This is a genomic window from Solibacillus faecavium (genome assembly GCF_014836905.1).
Lineage (GTDB): Bacteria > Bacillota > Bacilli > Bacillales_A > Planococcaceae > Solibacillus > Solibacillus faecavium.
This window is the reverse complement of record NZ_JACSPZ010000008.1, coordinates 26205-46527: the sequence shown is the minus strand read 5'-3', so window position 1 is coordinate 46527 and position 20323 is coordinate 26205. Positions and strand designations below refer to the sequence as shown.

The 20323-nt window shown below is 37.0% G+C and carries 18 protein-coding genes; 6 read left to right on the top strand and 12 right to left on the bottom strand.

Annotation, left to right across the window (positions count from 1 at the left end; all coding sequences use genetic code 11):
* Nucleotides 1-70: 70 nt before the first annotated feature.
* From H9635_RS14730 to H9635_RS14680, 11 genes are all read right to left on the bottom strand, one after another.
* Nucleotides 71-859 (bottom strand): MBL fold metallo-hydrolase, encoded by a 789-nt coding sequence (locus H9635_RS14730; protein ID WP_191701079.1) that lies wholly within the window; start codon nt 857-859, stop codon nt 71-73.
* Between the two features lie 12 nt (nt 860-871).
* Nucleotides 872-1705 (bottom strand): two-component system regulatory protein YycI, encoded by an 834-nt coding sequence (locus H9635_RS14725; RefSeq protein WP_191701078.1) that lies wholly within the window; start codon nt 1703-1705, stop codon nt 872-874.
* Entirely contained in the window at nt 1692-3026 is a 1335-nt protein-coding gene (locus H9635_RS14720) for a YycH family regulatory protein (RefSeq protein WP_191701077.1), read from the bottom strand. The genes H9635_RS14725 and H9635_RS14720 overlap by 14 nt, the downstream gene beginning before the upstream one ends.
* Complete coding sequence (walK, locus tag H9635_RS14715) at nt 3023-4858, bottom strand: cell wall metabolism sensor histidine kinase WalK (RefSeq protein ID WP_191701076.1); 1836 nt, start codon at nt 4856-4858, stop codon at nt 3023-3025. The genes H9635_RS14720 and walK overlap by 4 nt, the downstream gene beginning before the upstream one ends.
* A gap of 5 nt (nt 4859-4863) precedes the next feature.
* Nucleotides 4864-5574, bottom strand: a complete 711-nt coding sequence (yycF, locus tag H9635_RS14710) for a response regulator YycF (protein ID WP_191701184.1) — start codon at nt 5572-5574, stop codon at nt 4864-4866.
* A gap of 233 nt (nt 5575-5807) precedes the next feature.
* Nucleotides 5808-7277, bottom strand: coding sequence for a M23 family metallopeptidase (locus H9635_RS14705; protein ID WP_191701075.1), 1470 nt, complete (start codon nt 7275-7277; stop codon nt 5808-5810).
* A gap of 287 nt (nt 7278-7564) precedes the next feature.
* Nucleotides 7565-8851 (bottom strand): adenylosuccinate synthase, encoded by a 1287-nt coding sequence (locus H9635_RS14700; protein ID WP_191701074.1) that lies wholly within the window; start codon nt 8849-8851, stop codon nt 7565-7567.
* Nucleotides 8852-9033: 182 nt separating this feature from the next.
* On the bottom strand, nt 9034-10386 hold the full coding sequence (gene dnaB / locus H9635_RS14695; protein ID WP_191701073.1) for a replicative DNA helicase: 1353 nt from the start codon (nt 10384-10386) through the stop codon (nt 9034-9036).
* A 12-nt stretch (nt 10387-10398) separates the two neighbouring features.
* A complete protein-coding gene (gene rplI / locus H9635_RS14690; protein WP_191701072.1) occupies nt 10399-10845 on the bottom strand; it encodes a 50S ribosomal protein L9 in 447 nt (148 codons plus the stop codon).
* Entirely contained in the window at nt 10842-12821 is a 1980-nt protein-coding gene (locus H9635_RS14685; protein ID WP_191701071.1) for a DHH family phosphoesterase, read from the bottom strand. The genes rplI and H9635_RS14685 overlap by 4 nt, the downstream gene beginning before the upstream one ends.
* A 13-nt stretch (nt 12822-12834) precedes the next feature.
* On the bottom strand, nt 12835-13782 hold the full coding sequence (locus H9635_RS14680) for a YybS family protein (RefSeq protein ID WP_191701070.1): 948 nt from the start codon (nt 13780-13782) through the stop codon (nt 12835-12837).
* 480 nt (nt 13783-14262) lie between these two features.
* Here H9635_RS14680 and H9635_RS14675 point away from each other — a divergent pair, with 480 nt between their 5' ends.
* From H9635_RS14675 to rbsB, 6 genes are read left to right on the top strand one after another with little or no spacing between them, the layout of a single operon-like run.
* Nucleotides 14263-15249, top strand: coding sequence for a LacI family DNA-binding transcriptional regulator (locus tag H9635_RS14675; RefSeq protein WP_191701069.1), 987 nt, complete (start codon nt 14263-14265; stop codon nt 15247-15249).
* The gene (gene rbsK / locus H9635_RS14670; protein ID WP_191701068.1) at nt 15246-16124 is read left to right on the top strand and encodes a ribokinase; all 879 of its coding nucleotides are present in this window, start codon (nt 15246-15248) and stop codon (nt 16122-16124) included. Before H9635_RS14675 ends, rbsK begins: the two co-directional genes overlap by 4 nt.
* Nucleotides 16121-16510 (top strand): D-ribose pyranase, encoded by a 390-nt coding sequence (gene rbsD / locus H9635_RS14665; protein WP_191701067.1) that lies wholly within the window; start codon nt 16121-16123, stop codon nt 16508-16510. Before rbsK ends, rbsD begins: the two co-directional genes overlap by 4 nt.
* A gap of 15 nt (nt 16511-16525) precedes the next feature.
* Nucleotides 16526-18022 (top strand): sugar ABC transporter ATP-binding protein, encoded by a 1497-nt coding sequence (locus tag H9635_RS14660; protein WP_191701066.1) that lies wholly within the window; start codon nt 16526-16528, stop codon nt 18020-18022.
* Nucleotides 18009-18950, top strand: coding sequence for a ribose ABC transporter permease (gene rbsC, locus H9635_RS14655; protein WP_191701065.1), 942 nt, complete (start codon nt 18009-18011; stop codon nt 18948-18950). Before H9635_RS14660 ends, rbsC begins: the two co-directional genes overlap by 14 nt.
* A 16-nt stretch (nt 18951-18966) precedes the next feature.
* Complete coding sequence (rbsB, locus tag H9635_RS14650) at nt 18967-19905, top strand: ribose ABC transporter substrate-binding protein RbsB (protein ID WP_191701064.1); 939 nt, start codon at nt 18967-18969, stop codon at nt 19903-19905.
* Between the two features lie 161 nt (nt 19906-20066).
* Here rbsB and rpsR read toward each other — a convergent pair whose 3' ends face one another.
* On the bottom strand, nt 20067-20306 hold the full coding sequence (gene rpsR / locus H9635_RS14645) for a 30S ribosomal protein S18 (RefSeq protein WP_191701183.1): 240 nt from the start codon (nt 20304-20306) through the stop codon (nt 20067-20069).
* Nucleotides 20307-20323: the final 17 nt, after the last annotated feature.

The following is a 20323-nucleotide window of genomic DNA, read 5'->3' as shown; positions in this document are numbered from 1 at the left end:
TTACTTAAAACCTCCTTAAAAAAAAGATGTGTTGAAAGTATAGACTTTCAACACATCCCTTTACCCATATTTATACCATCACAAGCTTGGTAGGTTCGTTTGCATCTGTATCATGTAAATGCAAATACTCCCCCGTTATAATTCCGCAAGACTGCAACGTTTGTTCGACACTCATACGAGCTAAATCTTTCATATTATTGTCTTTACTTAAGTGGGCTAAATAAATTTGCGTCTGCTTTTCTGCTACGACATCTGCCATTGCTACTGCAGCATCTTCATTTGAAACGTGACCGACATCAGATAAGATACGTCGTTTAATGCTCCAAGGGTATTTACCCATTTGCAGCATACTCACATCATGATTACTTTCAAATACATACGCATCTGCTGCTGAGATATATCCTTTCATCCGATCACTTACATAGCCCGTATCTGTAATGACAACAAGCTTACGGCCATTATCATGGAATGTATAGAACATTGGATCCGCGGCATCATGCGACACGGCAAACGATTGAATATCAAGACTGCCAAATGTTTTTACTGTTTCCATATCAAAATCGAAGCATAAATCTGTTGGAATTGTACCAACTAAACCATCCATTGCCGTCCATGTTTTTGCATTTGCATATACTGGTATATTATATTTACGTGCAATAACTCCAAGACCTTTAATATGATCACTATGCTCATGCGTTACTAAAATACCTGATAAATTTTTCATATTACGATCTATATTAGCAAACAGTTGCTCCATCTTTTTCCCGCTTAAGCCTACATCGACTAAAAATGAATGATTATCATTTTCTACGTAGACCGCGTTTCCTGTACTGCCACTTGCTAAAACGCTAAATCGCATTGTTAAAACTCCCTACTCTTCCATATCCTCTGTCTGCTCGACGATTTCGGATAAATCATTTTGTATTTCCACAATATTACCTTGTACTGCATCTACAAAATGTATTTCTTGTGTACCGTCAGCTAACTTCACACGCACTTCCCATGTCGGGGCAAAAACCTGTGTTTGTGTTAATTGAACATTTGTGGAATAACCAAGATTCATCTCTAAAATTTGAGAATCTGGTTTTAATAAATTTTTACCATATAAAATCTGCAAAACTTGTATCGACGTTAATAAATTTTGTTGCTTATCTACTTTCTCGTGTTTTTCAAGCATAGTTTGTTCATACGCATACACACGATTTTCTTCATCCCAATAAATTTTTACATAACCGCGCACATTGTAATACAGTGTTAAGTTATTTACCTTTTGGAAAAATGTCGCCTCTCTTTTTTCCTCATTAACATCCCATAATACATAGGCATTTCCTTCATGAACATGGCCATTAACAAATTCAACATATGGATTACGGCCACCGCTTTCCTGCAACTTTACGGGCTTTTCCATCGTAACGATTAGCTTATTTTCATTTTCAATTTGTGTTATCTGATTTGGAAAAAACGGTATTTCTTCTGGTAAGAATTTTTTGATTTCACCAGAATAGTAAGCTGCATTTTCATTGTTATTAGGAAGAGCAATATACGTAATATTATCATCTTTCAAACGTGCTTCAATTTTTGTCGTTTCTCCTAAAACTTCCATTAATTGCCCTTCGTTATAGCTTTCTAGATATTGCGTATACAAAAAGAGATTTAAGATTAAAAACACCCATATAAAAATAGATTTCGTTCTACTCCAATCCATCTGTAATCCCCCCTGTACGCTCGGGCGAAATCTGTTTAAACACATTGTTCGAAATGATAAACCAACTAGGTTCTAAAACGAAGGCTTCATTTTGCGTGAAATGGTAACCAACAACGATTTCATCAATATCTTTAAATGAATATTCCTTTGTATTTCGAAGGTATTCAATTACCTGCTCACCAGAAATCAATTCTTTTTGTTCTCGTTCTCTATTAATTTCATTTGCAGTTGCGATAGTATAAAATGGTCGGCGATAACGGAAAATACGATTCTCTCCCCATGTTGTGGAAATGCGGGAAGTCGTCATATTACTATAAATCGGCAATCCGTGTAAAAACAGTTGATAATCTACTATATGCTTACCTATATTCATGGAAGAGAATCGATAATCCGCTGTAAACCCTCCATGATCATTAATATAATTAAAGCTATCGCTTAATAATTTGGAGGATTTAATTGGCGCAATACTTTCTGCAAGTGGGTATACATAATTAAGAATACGATTCTTTGTATCCACTGTCATAAACGATGTATTATCTGTATATCTTACCGATTGTTCACTTTCCTTATTTGGCTTTACAATCTTGGGATCTGTAAAAACGATTGATTTAAATAAACTTTCACTAATATAATCGACTAAATACGTATAGCGTGTCGATTGTATTGGGTTTTGAGAGACGTATAGTGAAAGTAATGAATCTCTTTCCACCTCAACGTAAGGACTATAATCCTCTGCAGGCTTAACTACCTCTGCTAAAAATCTATCTGTATTTCTTAAATTTGTATATCCTCTAAATAATAAGCGCTTTTCTGTATTTAAAAAGAGAAGCTCCAATTGATTGTTTGTTTCTACAGTGGACCAGTCTAAAATTAAACGATTAAAGCTTGATTCAGGTAAATCCTTATCGTTGTTAAAGGATAAAAGGTTGGTAAAGACTTGAAACGGTATCTCCTCATTGAAAAACATCGTGATCCGATTATTTGCTCTTATAACTTCATTCATTCTTTCATCTGATAGCTTTTCATTGCTATTAATCAATTCCAACTCATTCGTTTGCCATGTTGGAAAATAGCTGTAAATTTCATTCAACACGCTTGGTGATACTGTACCGAAAAATTGGCCATTTTGCCGGTACAGTAATCGATAAGGCTTTAATACATCTTTCAATTCTTTTTGCTCTCCGACCATAACTTCCTCAATTTGTGTTTCTTCTATTAACCCATATTCGGGCCTATAGTTCCAAATAAGAAGCGTAAAAATAATACTAAGTAAAACGAGGAATGTTAACAAAATAGATTTTACTTGTTCAACATATTTCATTCCCAATCCTCCGCTTCATCTAATTCGTATGGTAGAGTGAAGAATATCGTAGTACCTTGACCTTCCTCACTTTCTGCCCAAATTTTTCCGCCATGTGCTTCAATCATTTCACGAGCAATTGCAAGTCCTAAACCTGTTCCACCCATAGAACGTGCTCGGGCACGGTCTACACGATAGAAGCGATCAAAAATTTTCGTCACATTTTCTTTCGGAATCCCCATTCCATCATCTGAAATCATGACACGCAGCATATTACCATGAACTGTAAAGCCAAAACGAATATTGCCACCGTCCGGGGAATACTTTAATGCATTTGAAATAATATTATCAATTACCTGTGTGAGCTTATCGGTATCAATATCAACAAAATAGCTTTTCTCTGGAAGCAAACGAATAAATTCAACATTTTGTGATTTCGACATTTCAAAGCGATCAATTATTTGAGTGAAAAATTTATTGAATTCTACAAACCCTAAATTCAAGTCATACTCTTGGCTATCCATTTTAGATAGTTGTAATAAATCATTTACTAGACGAATCATACGCTCTGTTTCTGTCTGAGTTACATTTAAAAACGTCGGCGCAATATTTTCATCGCGCCAAGCACCTTCTGCCAATGCTTCTAAATAACTGCGCATTGTAGTAAGTGGTGTCCGTAGCTCGTGCGATACGTTCGCAACAAATTCTCTGCGTTCCATATCAATTTTCTCTTGTTCAGTAATATCATGCAGTACGGTAATTAAACCATTTACAAAGCCCGTTTCCTTTTGAATTACAGAGAAATTAGCTCGTAAAATGTACCGCGCTTCACTCATACTAAAATCAAGATTCACTGGATCTTTCATATGAATTAAATCTTCAAAACTATATTCCTGATCTAATCCCAATACAGAGGCAATCGGACGATTTAACGTAGATTCTCTTGTTTCATGAAGTAGATCCAAAGCAGGCTCATTAATTAATATAATTTTCCCTTTGCGATCTGTTGCGATAACCCCATCTGTCATATTACTAAGAACGCTTGCCAATTTTCGGCGTTCAGCCTCTGTCGTAGACTGCGCTTCTTGTAGACGGTTAGTCAAATGGTTAAAAGCAATTGCTAACTGACCAATCTCATCTGTGCCATATACTCGCACTTTTCGAGCGTAATTCCCTTTTGACATCGCTTGCGCCTGTTTTCGCATATCGGAAATGGGCCTTGTAATCGTTCGTGCTACCAGTATTCCTAAAATGATGGTAATTACGAGAGACATCGCAATACCCGCAGCAAAAATACGGTTAATTTCATTTAATTGTTCATATACTTTTTGAATATTTGATTGGACATAAATGGCCCCTATAATTTCCCCATTCGGGCCAACTGATTCGCTAATGGGTGTTGCAAGTATCCAGACTCGTTGTCCTGTATCTCGATCCAATGAAATATTATCCCATAACGTTTCGGCAGATATCGCTTTTCGTATAATTTCTTCATTTGCCCGCTGACCTATAAGTGCCTGACTATTGTTATCAGAAGTAGCTAGAATTCGTCCACGTCTATTAACGATATGAATTTTGTTAATATCTTCAGTAGAAAATTCCTGTAAAATTGTATTTAACCTCTCCTCTATTGAGGGTGTTGTATCATCCGGCTCTTTAATCATTTCTTCACGAATACTATAGTGGACAAGCTCGATCCTTTGACGAATGGAATCCTGGAAATTTGATTTCAAATTCGTCTCAAGCTGCTTTGAAAAATAAATACCAATAATTTGGAGCGCAATAATAATTAAAAGTACATAGATTAATACAAGCTTTACATGAATTGACTTAAAAAAGCTTACTTTTTGCATGCAGTCTACTCCTGTTCAGGATTTCGTAAATAATAACCGACACCTCGTCTTGTCACAATCCATAAAGGATGACTAGGATTATCTTCAATTTTTTCCCGCAGACGGCGAATTGTCACGTCTACTGTACGTACATCTCCAAAGTAATCATATCCCCAAACCGTTTGCAGCAAGTGTTCACGTGTCATTACTTGGCCAATATGTTTTGCTAAATAGTGTAATAATTCAAATTCACGATGGGTCAACTCAATGGAGTCTTCACGCTTTAACACTAAATATGCATCAGGCTGAATTGTCAATGAACCTACAACAATATCATTCGATTCAGCTGTTGCTTCTTCTACTTGAGCAGGGACATTTAATCGACGCATATTTGCCTTCACACGTGCGATTAGTTCACGCGTACTAAATGGTTTCGTAACGTAATCATCTGCACCCATTTCAAGACCTAATACTTTATCAATCTCCGAGCCTTTTGCTGTTAGCATAATAATAGGGAAATCATATTTTTTACGGACTTCACGACATACTTCCATCCCATCACGCTTTGGAAGCATAATATCCAACAGCATTAAATCTGGTTGCTCTTCTTCTACTCTTTGTAGTGCTTCGTCTCCATCGTATGCACAAATTACACGATAGCCTTCTTTAATTAAGTTAAATTGTAGAATATCTGCAATTGGTTTTTCATCATCTACAACTAAAATTGTTTTATCCATCATCTATATACCTCTTTCCTAATAAATTCTATATGAAATGAAAAGTAATTTTTATAATTTACTATCATTACTCTATCACGCTTTACGATTTGATGCATTATACAGATGTTTCCCATAGATTATTTTCCAGGAAATATTTTTTAATTTTTTTCGAATTTTAGTTCTAAAATATAAAATTACTGTATATTGAAAAAAGTGTGCTAAAAGACAAAGCTTTTAACACACCTCCCAGATTAATTTAAATATGATAATGGATTTACTTCTGAACCATTTTTGTGAATTTCGAAATGTAAATGCGTTCCTGTTGAACGACCTGTTGAACCCATTTGTCCAAGTGCCGACCCTTGTTCTACTACTTGTCCAACTGATACGTCAATACGTGATAAGTGAGCGTATAGTGATTCAAAACCATTATTATGGTCGATTACAACATAGTTTCCATAAGTTGAATGACTGCCAGCTGTTTTAATAACCCCATTATCTGATGCTTTGATTGTATAATTGGATGGTCGCGCAATATCGATTCCATAATGATAGCGTCCCCAACGATGTCCCATATTACTTGAAACATAACCTCCAACTGCTGGCCAAGCAAATGTCCCTGTCCCAACAGAAGGAATTACCTTCGTTCCTACAACGACTATACGATTTTCAGGTTCTACTAATATATTTTCTACAGATTGAAGTCGCTCTGTTCGTACACCATTTTCTTCTGAAATTAAATAAGTAACTTCTTTTTTACCTTTTTTACCTTCTTGCTTAACAAGCTTTTCACCTTTTAACATTGTTGGATCTTCTTCAACAATTTTGGCGAAATCAATTTCTTCAATTTTTTTCTTCTCATATACTGCCTTCACAGTAACAAATGGTTTTTCTACTGTTACATTTAATTCTTGACCAATCTGAAGTACTGTATTTTCTTTAAGAGAAGGATTTAAATTTAGTAATTGTGCCGTTGTTAAATCATGTGCAGATGCTATGGAGCCCAACACATCCCCAGATTTTACAGTATAGGTTTCTTGTTCTATTGAACCTGTTTGTAATAACTGAACCGCCTCTGAAACAGAAACAATTTCTTCAGGCTTTGCTAAATCTTCCTGTCCCGTAATCGGAGCTGATAAGGCAACATCGATTAAACGTGTTTCATCTTTTTTTAATTCGGGTAATGAATCATTAGTTGAGTTATTTTTTAATTTATTCAATTGATATTGAGTAATATACTGAAGCTTTAATCCGTCAATTACAGCTTCAAAATCTGCTTTATCCTTCAATGAAGCAACGACTGTTTCTTCTACTTGTAATGAGTAAGCTTGTGCTTGAACAGTCAATGCTTCTTGAAGGTTTTTTATCGTTTCTTCTTCATTTGCATCTACTGTAAACACTTGCTCTGGAATAATTTTAACTTCGGCACTAGCATCGACCTTTAAGTCTTCATACTTTTTACTAGCCTCTAGTTCTTTATTTAGTACAACCTCTTCTACTGTTGCTTCATCTGCAACAGATCCAACATATGTATCAGCTACATAAACGTGGAAAATTTTAGCGAATTGTTCTTTATCTGTTTCATTCGCGAAACCTAGATTGAATGTCACCGTAGAAACGAGTAACGCAAAAATTGCAGCCATTTTTAGTTTTCCATTATGACGATTCATTAGACTTTGTTTTAAATTGCCCAAGCCTAACTTGTTTCCTTTTGAACTCATGATAAAGCTCCTTCCAACTATGTCTAATCTATATTTTTTAGTCCATCTATTTATTTTCAAGCGTTAAAACACACTTTGATACTGTATCATATTTCTCATACCAAATGAACTACTTCAATATTTTTGTAATGAAATTGTATTATTATCTAAAAAATTGTTACATTCTAATTAATTGAGCTATTTTATATTGCTTCGTACCTTTTTATTCTTTTTAACTCTTTAATAGCATAGAAAAAGGAGTATCAAAAGCCTAATGACTTTTAATACCCCTCTAAAGCGCACTTCTATTATTCCCAGATACCGTTTACAATATTAGTTTGTTCACGAGCAGGACCAACTGAAAATGTTGTTAATGGGATTCCTGTAAGTTCTACAATACGATTAATATAGTTACGTGCATTTTCCGGCAAATCTTCCATTGTACGGACACCCGTTACATCTTCTGACCATCCAGGTAACTCTTCATATACTGGCTTACATTGTTTAATTATTTCAAGGTTAGCCGGGTACTCTGTAATTTGCTCTCCATTATACTCATATGCTGTGCAAATTTTTACTGTTTCTAAGCCTGACAATACATCGATGGAGTTTAATGCTAAGTCAGTAATTCCTGACACGCGGCGTGAATGGCGAACAACTACCGCGTCAAACCAACCAACACGGCGTGGACGACCTGTCGTTGTACCATATTCACGGCCCACTTCACGAATTTGTTGACCAATTTCATCGTGTAGTTCTGATGGGAACGGACCATCTCCCACTCGGGATGTATAAGCTTTACATACACCTACTACGCGTTCTACTGCAGTAGGACCTACACCTGATCCAATCGCAATGCCTCCTGCAACAGGATTTGATGAAGTTACGAAAGGATATGTCCCCTGATCAACATCAAGCATAATTCCTTGAGCTCCTTCAAATAACACCTTGCCACCTTCATCAATTACATCATTCAACACTTTTGAAGTATCCGTTACATATTGGGCAATTTCTTGACCATACGCGTAATACTCTTCAAATATATCTTCAAAATTTAAGCCTTCTACTTCATAGAATTTCGTAAATAGGCGGTTTTTTAAATTTAAGTTTTCGCGTAACTTCTTCTCAAAAGTTGGCCTATCCAATAAATCAGCCATACGTATGCCGATTCGAGCTACTTTATCCTGATAGCATGGTCCAATTCCTTTTGCCGTTGTACCAATCTTCTCATCACCACGACTCGCTTCTTCTACGATATCTTGATGAATATGGTATGGCAAAATTACATGCGCACGATTTGAAATTCTCAAATTTGATGTATCAATACCTCTTGCCTGTAAACCTTTCAATTCGGTTACGATAGACTTTGGATTAATAACAACCCCATTGCCGATTACCGACAATTTATCAGAATAAAATATCCCAGATGGAATTAAGTGAAGCTTATACGTTTCTTCGCCAATTTTTATTGTATGTCCTGCATTATCGCCACCTGCAAAGCGAGCTATTGCATCTGCCTTTTTAGAAAGGAAATCTGTAATTTTACCTTTTCCTTCGTCTCCCCATTGTGTACCTACTACAACTACCGCTGTCATATACGAGCACCTCCGACGAATTGAATCCTTAAGAAGTATTAAGTATCCTATTCAGTTTAATAAAACTTACTTTTTATTCCTTAATGATGAAGCATGAACATTTTAACAATTTCGAAACATAAAAGTCAATAAAAAACACGAACGTACACATGTCGATTATGTGAAACGTTCGTGTTTAATGTCTATTCCTCGCGTGGTGGAGGGGTAAATTCTAAATTTAAAAATTTATTGTATTCTTTCCGGAATGCTAAACTTACTGTACCTGTTGGACCATTACGTTGTTTCGCGATAATAATCTCGATAATATCCTTACTTTCCGATTCTTTATCGTAATAATCATCACGGTATAAAAACGCTACAATATCCGCATCTTGCTCAATCGAACCCGATTCACGTAAGTCACTCATCATCGGACGCTTATCCTGACGTTGTTCTACACCACGTGATAGCTGTGATAGCGCAATAACTGGAACTTTTAATTCACGCGCTAAACCTTTTAACGAACGTGAAATTTCGGATACTTCTTGTTGACGGTTCTCGCCAGGCTTACCACTACCTAAAATTAGCTGTAAGTAGTCGATTAAAATCATTCCTAATCCATTCTCTTTTGCTAATCGTCTGCACTTGGCACGAATATCCGCCATCCGAACACCTGGTGAATCATCAATATAAATTCCCGAATTCGATAAACTTCCCATCGCCATCGTCAACTTACCCCAGTCCTCATTTTGCAAATCCCCTGTACGTAGGCGTTGTGCATCAATATTGCCTTCCGCACATAACATACGCATGACAAGTTGATCGGCACCCATCTCAAGAGAGAAAATCGCGACATTTTCACGCGCCTTTACGGCAACACTTTGTGCAACATTTAATGCAAAGGCTGTTTTACCAACCGATGGACGAGCTGCCACGATAATTAAATCATTGCGTTGGAAACCAGCAGTCATTTTATCTAAGTCACGGAAACCGGTTGGAATACCTGTCACGTCTCCGGCACGTGATTGGAGCTGTTCAATATTATCGAATGTCTGAACTAATACATCTTTTACGTGCTTAAAGTCTCCCGCATTTTTTCGGTTTGAAACTTCAAGCATTTTTTTCTCAGCTTCTGCTAAGAGCACTTCTACTTCATCTTCACGCGTATATCCATCATCCGCAATCTTAGAAGCAACGCGAATAAGGCGACGTAATATCGCCTTTTCTTCTACAATCTTTGCGTAATGTGCAATATTGGCAGCTGTCGGTACTGCATTTGCTAGTTCCGTTATATAGCTTAAGCCACCTATATCCTCTAGCTCTTTTTTCGCTGATAATTCTTCTGTAACAGTTACAACATCAATCGCTTTCCCCTGATCGCTTAAATTCAGCATCGTTTGGAAAATCTTCTGATGTGCAATATGATAAAAATCATCTGCAATAACAATTTCAGATGCTGTTATAAGAGCTTGTGGATCAAGGAAAACTGCGCCAATAACCGATTGTTCGGCTTCATTATTATGCGGCGGAACGCGGTCCATCATGGATTCGTTCATTGTTGTCGCTCCTTATTCTTCAATTACATGTACTTTTAACGTTGCCTTTACATCTTGATGTAACTTAACAGGAACATTTGTAAAGCCTAATGAACGGATTCCATCATTGCAATCCATTTTACGCTTATCTACTTTAAAGCCATGCTTTTTTTGAAGTGCATCTGCAATTTGCTTTGTAGAAACTGAACCAAATAAACGTCCACCTTCACCTGATTTTGCCTTTATTTCTACTGTAATAGCCTCTAACTGTTCTTTTAGATCTTTCGCTGCTTGTAGTTCCGCAGCTGCATTTTTTTCTTCTAAACGCTTTTGACCTTGAATTTCGCTCAATGCTTGATTATTTGCTTCTTTCGCATAACCATTTTTAATTAAAAAGTTACGAGCATAACCTTCAGCAACTTCTTTAATTTCACCTTTTTTACCTTTGCCTTTTACATCTTTTAAAAATACTACTTTCATGATTCCTTGCTCCCTTCGACTATTTCGCTAATAGCTTCAATTAAATGATTTTTTACTTCTTCAATAGTTTCTGCCTTCATCTGTGTAGCAGCATTGGTTAAGTGCCCGCCGCCGCCAAGCTTTTCCATTACAAGCTGTACATTGATGTCTCCTAAAGAACGTGCACTAATGCCAATTAATCCATCATTGCGATGTGCAATAACAAAAGAGGCACCCACATCTTTCATAGTCAGTAAAATATCCGCAGTTTGGGCGATTAATACTGAATCATATACTTTAGTTTCCTCACCATGCGCGACTGCAATGCCTGTATAAGGGAATTGAACTGTCTGAATAATTTTTGATCGCTCGACATATGTTCCTACATCTTCTTTTAGCAATCGTTGAATTAAAACCGTATCTGCTCCAAATGTACGTAAATAGGAAGCAGCTTCAAATGTACGCGCACCTGTTCTAAGTGTAAAGCTCTTTGTATCAACTATAATTCCAGACAATAATGCTGTTGCTTCAAGAGGCAGTAATTTTTCGTTTTGCGGTTGATATTCCAACAGTTCTGTAACAAGTTCTGCAGTAGAGGAAGCATATGGCTCCATATACACCAACGTTGGACTATTATTAATAAATTCCTCACCACGACGATGATGGTCAATGACAACAACCTTATCCGTTCTACTTAATAACCGGCTATCAATTACCATACTTGGCTTATGTGTGTCCACAATGACTACGAGAGATTTTGGTGTTATTTTCGATAAAGCTTCGTCAGGTGTTATAAAACGATTGTAAAAATCCGTTTTTTGCTCCAATTCGGTCATCAAACGGCTTACACTGCCGCGCACTTCATCAAAATTTACGATTACAAATCCTTCAATTCCATTCATTGCGACCATTTTACGTACGCCGACACAAGCCCCTATTGAGTCCATGTCTGGATGTTTATGTCCCATTACAAATACTTGATCACTATCTTGTATTAAATCACTAAGTGCATGCGAAATTACACGGGCACGTACCCTCGTTCGCTTTTCAACAGGGTTTGTTTTCCCACCATAAAAGCGAATTTTACCATTTGATTGTTTGATAGCCACTTGGTCACCGCCGCGTCCTAACACTAAATCTAGACCTGACTGTGCTAATTGGCCAAGCTCCACTAATGATTGAGAGCCTGCTCCAATCCCAATACTTAAAGTTAATGACAGGTTCTTCTGCATCATCGTTCGCTCACGTATTACATCTAATATAGAAAACCGCTTTTGCTCAAGCTCTGCTAATATCGATTCATTTAATACGGCCATAAAACGATCGGATGCTATTCTTTTTACGAAAATACCATAATGCGCGGCCCATTCATTCACAATAGAAGTCATCATTGTGTTTGTTACACTTCTCGCTTGGTCATCCATACCTGATGTAAGCTCATCATAATTATCAATAAATAGTATTGCCAACACGGTACGATCTGCCAAGTACTGCTTTTCTATCTGAACTTGTTTTGTAACATCAAAGAAGTAAAATAACTTTTCATCTTCTTTATAATAAATATGATATTTTCGGTCATGTATCGCCACAACCGTTTCATTCTTCTGTTCTTCATTTATAAGTATAGGTAACTCATCTGAAATCGTATCCAATTCAACTCCGACTAATGATTCTTGCTGCAATACCCGAAGCATAAATGGGTTTGCCCATTCCACAGTAAAGTCATCATTTAATAATACAATTCCGAATGGCATTTCAAGAAATGCCTCTTTTCCCACATCTTCCATCCGATAGGAAAGTGCTTCTATATGTTGCTCTGTATCTTTGTACGTCAATGCTTCAATCTTTAACGTATAGTAGGCAACTCCTAAATACACGATTATAAATGCGACCCCAATCCATACATTCCATATCATCATAAGGATAGCTGCCACTACACCTAGTAAAAACAATACTACTAGTGGATATCGAATTGGTCTTTTACGAAAATTGCCCATTTCAATCAGCTCCTCACTTTTGACTCTTTTCCCGAATGTAATCTCTTGCGTTAAAGCCTAAATCGATAATACCAATTAATATAACAAAAGAATAAAGTGGAATGGCAACAATTGTACTTAATACTTTTATAAATTTAGGATAACCAAATGCATCGATAGCAAAATGGATAAAAGAAATACCTTGTAATGTTAGCAATATCCATAAAATCATTGAAATATTTAACATGATAATGGCCAATGAAGAGTTTTGTTCAGGCTGAACAAATAAATTAATGGATAAAGCAATGAGATAATACCATAGGACCGATCTTGGTAAGCGTAACTCACTAAACTTCCCAAACCTTGGTACATCTACTTTCAATCGCTTTAGAATCGGTAAGTTAACAGTGATAATAATGAAGGACACAAACAGCATTGCCAATGTAATGGATGCAGGTAGAGTCATTTCTAACATATTCAGCATATTGTTCATATTATCCATTACTTCTTTTGGTGTTGCCTGTCCTGTCAGCTTCTCCGTCATTTTTATCGATTCAATATAGCTTGTCTTCATGAGTTCCATCGAATCACGGATAAAATCCACTTCAAACAAACGTAATGATATGAGATATTGAATCGCAAATGTTACGAGTAAAACAGTGCTCGTAGATATAAACATAAATACTTTGCTTTTTTTATTGTAAATAGCATCCCCAATTGCCACACCGGCCGCTGCAAAAATCAGTGAAGCGGGTATTAGCAGTAAACCGCCAATAAAAAAAGTGACGATTACAGCAATTATTGCAACTAAAAATGATGACCTTCGATCGTAATTGGCGCTATACCAAATCATCGGTAAAGGAGCTATGACGGCTGCAATAATATTCGCCATAGGAATATAAAATACGATAGCCATCAGCACAGTAAAAATAGCTATCATCATAGCACCATGTGCTAACTTTCTTGTTTGATTAATTTGCATGGAGAACCTTCCTTATCTGTTGTTGGTAAGACGCTATGGTGCATGTATCTTACAGAGCTTTGCTACCATCTTTTATCGATGTTTCGACTTGTCTACTTTCAACTTTTCTCACCTTTCCATTGTACCATTTTTGAATGACCAAACAAACTAACGGTTACGATAAGAGGTACGAATTAGTCGATATATAATACATTCAACTTCGCTCTCGTGTAATAGGCTGGATGATTTCCTACCATTTATAGGAGTAGATTGGGTTTTTACCTTATTATTCAAGTAACGAAAACTCCAAACAAAGTAATAGTATGTCATTTTAAATATTTTAGTATAGCTTAATATGGAGTATTTTTCTTTTGAATAACTAAATTCTATGTTTTAAAAGCTATTTTTCTGTCTTTTATGTCCTTTATTTCGTTGACATTTTGTATTGTATAGCATATATTATGTAACCGGTAACATATTTCATTTTATGGGGGCGTAGTGATGGTTAACATTAAAGATGTTGCAAAGATTGCGAATCTTTCTGTGGCGACAGTATCACGCTACCTAAACCAAAATGGTTATGTAAGTAAAAGATCCTCAGAACGTATTGAACAAGCCATTCAAGAGCTTGATTATAAGCCAAGCAGTGTTGCACGTTCATTAAGTAAAAAACAATCAAATATAATTGGTCTAATTGTGCCAGATATAAAAAATCCCTATTTTCCAGAGTTAGCTCGTGCTGTTGAAGACATGGCCTGGAATTATGGTTATACAGTAGTTCTTTGTAATTCAGACGAGCAAAAGGATAAAGAATTGTTATATATCGAGCGGTTATCACAAACATATGTTGCAGGTTTAATTGTGACAACAAGTTTAATGGATCCCTCTGTTTACATGTCCATCAATACACCAATTGTTGCACTTGACCGGATCATTGATGTAGCAATACCTACTGTGACGACTGATAACCGAAAAGGAGCCAAGCTTGGGACTGAATATTTGCTCACAAATGGTGCGGAAAATTTATTATGTATACGTGGTCCACAAGGTTTAAAAACCGCAGACGATCGCCTTTTAGGATTTCTTGAAGTTATTGATAAACAAGGAGTAGATCCAATTGTGGTAACAACATCATTCGATTTTAAAGAAGCTGCTACGGTGATTGAACAGGCTTTAGTTATACACCCTCATATTGATGGTATTTTTGCGAGCAGTGATACATTAGCGATTGCTGCACTTCATATTGCACACAAACTAGGAAAGCGTGTACCGGAAGAACTGCAAATTGTAGGCTTTGATGGAATCTCGCTAGGTGAGATGGTATCACCTGCTTTAACAACAGTTGGTCAGGACTTATATAAAATGGGTGCTGCTGCTGCAACCATGTTAATTGAGCAAATTGAAGGCAAAGAAATGAAACAAACGATATTGAATATAGATGCACAATTAATTGTACGTGGTACGACGAGAAAGGAAGCTGCAAAATGATAACGGTAATAGGAAGTATCAATATGGACCTAGTCGTTCAAATGGAGGTATTTCCAAAACAAGGAGAGACCGTTTTAGGAAATCTATTTACAACGGTTCCAGGCGGTAAAGGTGCAAACCAGGCTGTAGCTGCTGCGCGCTTAGGCAGTCAAGTTAAAATGTTAGGTGCTGTTGGCTCAGATAGTTTCGGTACGGAACTTCGTGCGAATCTAAATGAAGAAAATATAAATACTAGCTTAGTTATGAATACAAATGGGGCAACAGGCATCGCCAATATTTTACTTTATGAATCAGATAATCGTATTGTCGTTGTACCAGGTGCCAATTCTAAAGTAACCCCAGAGGTGATTGCTTCTGCTAAAACTGTTATTGAAAACAGTCAGTTAGTTGTAATGCAGCTTGAAATCCCAGTAGAAACGATTGAATACAGCTTGAAATTATGTAAAGAGCTTCAAGTGCCAGTACTATTTAACCCTGCTCCAGCAGCAAACTTCGATATAGAATGGATGCCATATATAAAGTACTTAACACCAAATGAAACTGAGTGTGCTCTATTATTTGAAAATGATGTAGAAGCAGCATTAGAGAAATATCCAAATCAATTAATTGTGACATTAGGCGATAATGGTGCGCGCTACTTTGATGGTGAAAAACATGTACATGTAAAAGGATACAAAACGATAGCTGTTGATACAACAGGTGCCGGGGATACATTTAACGGTGCATTCGCGCATGCTGTTACAAATGGACAATCAATTGAAGAAGCAGTATTTTTCGCAAATATTGCAGCCTCATTATCCGTTGAAAAATTTGGCGCTCAAGGTGGTATGCCAAAATTAGAGGAAGTGGTTGCTCGAAAGGAAGGCACAAAATGAAAAAACAAGGCATTTTAAACCGTGAATTAGCAGGTATATTTGCACGTTTAGGTCATACAGATAAAATTGTCATTGCAGATTGTGGCTTACCGATTCCAGAAGGTGTCACATGTATAGATTTAGCTTATAAATTAGGGGAACCCGGATTTAAAGCTATTTTAGAAACTGTGTTACAAGATTTAGAGGTAGAACATAGTTACTTAGCTGAAGAAATTAAAGTGGCAAACGAAACAATTCATTCATTTATTTTGAAAAATGTGGAACCGGTTACATATTTAACACATGAGCAATTCAAACAGATGTCAAGCGAAGCAAAAGTCATTATTCGCACTGGTGAAATGACGCCATACGCTAACATCATGCTGCAAAGTGGCGTAATTTTTTAAGGTAGGTGTCGGAATATGATCGAAATGAAGGGCATAAAAAAAGCATTCAGCGGCAATGTCGTATTAAACAATGTTGAATTCACACTTTTAGATGGAGAAATCCACGCGCTAATGGGTGAAAATGGTGCCGGTAAATCAACAATGATGAAGATTCTGTCTGGCATCTACTCACGTGACGAAGGTGATGTGCTGGTAGATGGCCAGTCCTATACCTTTACTTCTGCAAAGGACGCGGAAAGTTTAGGTATTCACGTAATTCACCAAGAATTAAATATTCTGCCGCATTTATCTGTAGCGGAAAACTTGTTTTTAGGAAAAGAAAAAACAATTGGTCGTACGGGATTCCTGTGTACGCGCGAAATGAACAAAGAAGCACAGACCCTTTTAGGAAAACTCGGCTTACACATTGATGTACGTCAGCATGCAGGTTCCTTATCAGTGGGAAAACAACAACTCATTGAAATTGCCAAAGCAATTAATTCAGAAGCGAAATACATCGTAATGGATGAACCGACAGCTGCTTTAACAGACCGTGAAATTGAAACGCTTTTTGAAACGATTCGCGAACTAAAAGCGAAAGGTATTTCCTTTGTATATATTTCGCATCGTATGGAAGAAATTTTTGCAATTTGTGATCGTATTACGATTTTGCGTGATGGTGAATATGTTGGCGTACGTGAAATTACTAGTACAACTTTTGATGAAGTAGTCAAAATGATGGTTGGACGTGAACTTGGTGAACGTTATCCAAGCCGTGACGCAAAAATTGGTGAGGTTGCGTTAGAAGTAAAAGGGCTAACATGTCCTGCGGTATGCAAAGATATTAACTTCCAAATTCGTAAAGGGGAAATCTTGGCCTTTGCCGGTTTAATGGGAGCAGGCCGTACAGAAGTGGCTCAAGCAATTTTCGGAAACCTTAAAAAGTCAAAAGGTGAGATTTTAATCCACGGTGAAAAGGTGACGATAAAAAATCCGATCCAAGCGATGAAACACGGAATTGGATTTGTAACAGAAGACCGTAAAACAGAGGGTCTTGTACTAGATTTTTCAATTAAAGAAAATATGTTTTTAACAAATTTGAAATCAATTGCAAAGGGTAGCTTTGTTCAAACACAACAAGAGCAATTACAAGCAGCAAAATATATTGAACAGCTAAATATTCGCTGCAGTGATGCGACACAAGCTGTTGGCTCATTAAGCGGCGGGAATCAGCAAAAGGTAGTTATCGCGAAATGGTTAAGTACAAAACCGGATATTTTAATCTTGGATGAACCGACTCGCGGTGTTGATATCGGTGCAAAAAAAGAAATCTACTCGATTATGAACCAGTTAGCCGAGGAAGGTGTAGCCATTTTAATGATTTCCTCAGAGCTAACGGAAGTGTTAGGTATGGCGGACCGTGTAATGATCATGCACGAAGGACGTCAAACAGCCATTTTAGACAACGTTGACTTAACACAAGAAACTATTATGCATTACGCAACAGGAGGAGAAGAAGTTGTTAAAAACTAGCTCAAAAGAAATGTTAGGAAAGCTAGGTCCTCTTTTAGGATTATTTTTAATTGTAATTGTTATTACAATTTTAAATCCAAGCTTTATGACAACAGATAATATTTTAAATATTTTACGTCAAGTATCAATTAGCGCACTTATTGCATTTGGTATGACTTTTGTTATTTTAACCGGCGGCATCGATTTATCGGTTGGCTCGACATTAGCCCTTACAGGAGCCGTTGCTGCCACAATGCTTGCTTCAGGTATGGACCCAGTGTTAACAATTTTTGCTGCCTTACTGTTAGGCGCTATTCTAGGTGCTGTAAATGGTGTTATTATCGCAAAAGGGAAAGTTGCACCATTCATCGCAACATTGGCAACAATGACAATTTACCGTGGATTAACGTTAGTATACACGGATGGTCGCCCTGTTTCTAACTTAGGAAATGAAATTACATTCCAAATGTTAGGGAAAGGATACTTCTTCGGTATTCCAGTTCCGGTATGTACCATGATTCTAGCTTTCATTGCGTTATATGTAATTATGCATAAAACAACATTCGGTCGCCGTGTTTATGCAGTAGGCGGTAATGAAGCAGCATCTAAATTATCAGGAATCAATGTAGATCGTGTAAAAATTGCCGTCTATTCATTAACAGGTATGTTAGCTGCGTTATCCGCACTAATTTTAACATCTCGCCTTAACTCTGCACAGCCAACAGCTGGTACTTCTTATGAGTTAGATGCTATTGCAGCAGTGGTTTTAGGTGGTACAAGTTTAACAGGCGGTAAAGGTTGGATTTTTGGTACATTAGTTGGTGCCTTAATTATTGGTGTGTTGAATAACGGGTTAAACTTAATCGGTGTTTCTTCATTCTTCCAACAAGTTGTAAAAGGAATTGTTATTTTAATCGCGGTATTAATTGACCGTAAAAAAACAGCATAGAAAGTAGGTCATTAGCTTGAAAAAACGATTGATATTTTTAATGGCACTTATGGCCACTGTAATGTTATCGGCTTGTTCGGTAAAGCCTGGTTTCTCTTTGGAGCCTTCTTTTGGTACATCTGCTTCATCTTCTGAGAGTAGTAATGATACGTTGACAATCGGTTTATCTATTTCAACTTTAAACAATCCATTTTTCGTGACGCTAAGTGAAAATGCGGAAGCAAAGGCAAAAGAGCTCGGAGTGAAAACAACGGTTGTAGATGCGCAAGATAATGCGTCAAAGCAAGCTTCCGATATTGAAGATTTAATCCAACAAAAAGTTGATTTAATCATCATTAATCCGGTAGATTCTGTCGCTGTTGCAACTGCTGTTGAATCTGCGAATGCGGTAAATATCCCTGTGATTACAGTGGATCGTTCATCTGAAGGTGGCGAAGTCGTATCACATATCGCTTCTGATAACGTGGCTGGCGGAATGCTGGCTGGTGAATATATTACAGAGTTAGTCGGTGAAGGTGCCAAAGTCGTTGAATTGGAAGGTGTTGCAGGTTCTTCTGCTGCACGTGACCGTGGGCAAGGCTTCAATGAAGCTGTTACAGGTATTTTAAATGTCGTTGCAAAGCAAACAGCAAATTTTAATCGTTCAGAAGGCTTAACGGTAATGGAGAATATTCTGCAATCCAATCCTGATGTTACTGCCGTATTTGCACACAATGACGAAATGGCATTAGGTGCACAAGAAGCTATTTCTGCTTCGGGTAAAAAGATTGTCGTAGTGGGCTTTGATGCGACTGACGATGCTGTGGCTGCTGTAAAGGCAGGGAAACTAGCCGCTACTGTTGCACAAAAGCCTGATGAAATCGGGAATATTGCGATGGAGACTGCGATTGCTTATTTAAACGGTGAAACAGTTGAAAATACTATACCGGTAAAGCTTGAGTTAATTACAAAATAAATAATAATGCATGTAACAGTCTGCAAATAGCTGTTGCATTCCTGTAGCTGCCACAAGAAATTTTAGTGGCAGCTTTTATTATGGGAATATAGGCAAAAACTTTAGAAAACAAAAAAAGTACAACAGAGGTCAATTAAGCCTGTGTTGTACTTTTAAACATATTATTTTTCTTCAGCAACGAATGGTAGTAATGCCATAATACGTGAAACTTTGATTGCATTTGTAAGTTTACGTTGGTATTTAGCAGAAGTACCAGTTACGCGACGTGGTAAAATTTTACCGCGCTCAGAGATGAATTTCTTTAAAAGATCTACATCTTTGTAGTCGATGTGCGTAATGTTATTTGAAGTGAAGTAGCAAACTTTACGGCGTTTGCGGCCTCCGCGACGTGGTGCCATTATCGTGTTCCTCCTTTTAA